Here is a 2,285-nt window from a genome sequence, read left to right on the forward strand (position 1 = left end):
TGATTGAATTTGTTTGGTTTTATGGATTTAAGATAGTGTTACTTGATGGTGTTGTGTTGGAGTCAATTGATTTGCTACAAAGATTTGGATTTTTTGAGAGTTTTTATTGCTACTTTGTTTGTTTTATTTTGTTTAGTGTTGGGTGGCTATGAAATTGTGATTGATAAGTAATTGTATCCAAGTATTTGAGTGAATGGGATACAATCAAAGTCATTAAAAAGAGACAAGGACAAAATCATTATGGGATTTATTAAAAAATACAATCAAGAGATAATTTTAGGGTTGTTTTGTGTGGGGATTGTTCTATATGGGCTAGGGCTGTCTGGCTTTGGCAAATCGTTTAACACACAGACATTATTTCACATAGTAGCCTTTCTTGTGCTTGTGTTTGGTTATAAAAAGATTCATTGGCGTGATATTCTTCAAATCCGCTATATTGCTTTGTGTTTATTCATTGTTTTGTTGTGTGGGTTGCTGACATTGTTTGATACAAGAATGGGATTGACATTTTCTCAAAAATTCAAAACAATCAATACGCACACGATTAATACAATTTTATTTTTCTTTATTGCCTATTTTTATGCTTTGTATGCAGAGGTAAAGCACACTAGATTCTTATTTTATATATTTACCTTGATGTGTGCTATTTGTGTTATTGCGAGTGTGTGTGTCTGGCTTGGCAGTGGCTTTGAGACGCACAATGTGCCATTATATTTTGATTATCTTGTGATGCTAAATGTATGGCTGCTAGGGGCGGTGGCTGTTTGTTTGGTGGGATTGGTATATCCCAAAAGGGCTGTTAAGATTCTAAGCTTTATGGGCTTGTGTCTGTGTGTTCTTGCGATAATCTCAAATGGTGAAAGATCGTTTTTGTTAGCCTTGATAGGTATGTGTATGGTGGGGCTTTTTGTGTTGCGTTATCAATATAAACGCTATATTGTAGGAAGTTTTTTATTGGCTTTTGTGCCATTGTGCTATGGCGTATATCTCTATACGGCAACGCTATCAGATAGATATAATTTTGCCCATATAGTGGATAATATAATTTCTGTTTGGAATACTAACCCTATAGAAATGGGGCAGTATGATAGATTCTGTTTTGGTGGGTATGTGGTATGCTCAAGTGAGAGTTTGCAAAAGGGTAAAAATGATATATCCATAGAGCATTCTTCTCTTGCAAGGATTGCTATGTATAAATCCGCCCTGCATTTGATTGCACAAGAGCCTTTTAAACCACGCGTGATAGGCTCGTGGAACATAGGGACTTACCTTCATACTTATTACACCAAAGATGATCCTTATAGAGTCTATCTTGATATATCTATGCATAATGGCAGCGATGGGCTATATGGTTACCCCCATATCCACTCCACACCTATAAGCTTAAGCGTAGAGTATGGACTGCTTGGATTTTTGGCAATCGCCGTATTTGTTGGCTTAATTGGCATAAAAGGGCTGCGGGATTCAAAATACTCATTGCTTGGAAGTGTTGTTGCTCTTTTTGTTGTGGGTATGTGTATTCAAACGCAATTTGATGTGATGTATAGTATTAATCTCCGCCCACTTATGCTGTTTTTTGGATTGTTTGTGGGTTATGTTGTCGCAAGGAAGTGTGGTGAAAATCCTACTAACAATCAATGACATAAGCATTACCGGAGGGGCGGAGCGGGTATGTGTGAATCTCGCCAATGCCTTAAGTGAGCTAGGACATCAAGTGAGTGTTTTAAGCTTTTATAAGGCAAATGCTATTTTGCCTTATGAGTTAAATGAGGGCGTGAAGCTCCATATATGGCATAATATCGCCGAGGCAGAATATGCTAAAAAGCAATGCAGAAATATTTTCTCAAAAATGTATCATAAGAATCTTTATAAGTTTGTTTTATCGCTGCGTGTATGGAAAGCCTATGGACAACAAGATGTTATACTTGTGAGTGATTGGACATTTTTTCCATTTTTTAAGCATAGGCGGTGTTTGTATATAAAGATTCAGCATTCTGTGCAGCAACGATATGCTAAACGCAACAATCTATTTGATATGATAGTGTTTCTTACATATACTCAAGCTAAGGCTTGGCAAAACTATCACAAAAATATCAAAGTCATTCCAAACTTTCTGCCTTTTATCTCACAGCAAAACACAGATTCTAATCAGCATAGAATTTTATCTGTGGGACGACTAAGTGCTGAAAAAGGCTTTTTAAGGCTTATAGATATTTGGGAAAAGGTGCAGGAGAGGATAAAAGCAGGATTAGAATCTAAAAAAGAAAGCAACTTAGAATCTTGGC

General features: G+C 36.5%; 2 protein-coding genes. Both read left to right on the top strand.

Annotated features, from left to right (window positions below; translation table 11 throughout):
• Window positions 1–240 precede the first annotated feature (240 nt).
• A complete protein-coding gene (locus tag LS74_RS10695; RefSeq protein WP_034589457.1) occupies window positions 241–1,641 on the top strand; it encodes an O-antigen ligase family protein in 1,401 nt (466 codons plus the stop codon).
• Window positions 1,616–2,285, top strand: a 670-nt coding sequence (locus tag LS74_RS10700) for a glycosyltransferase (protein ID WP_138129149.1), incomplete at its 3' end; no start/stop codon positions are given. The genes LS74_RS10695 and LS74_RS10700, both read left to right, overlap by 26 nt.

It is taken from the genome of Helicobacter magdeburgensis (assembly GCF_000765825.2).
Taxonomy (GTDB): Bacteria; Campylobacterota; Campylobacteria; order Campylobacterales; family Helicobacteraceae; genus Helicobacter_C; species Helicobacter_C magdeburgensis.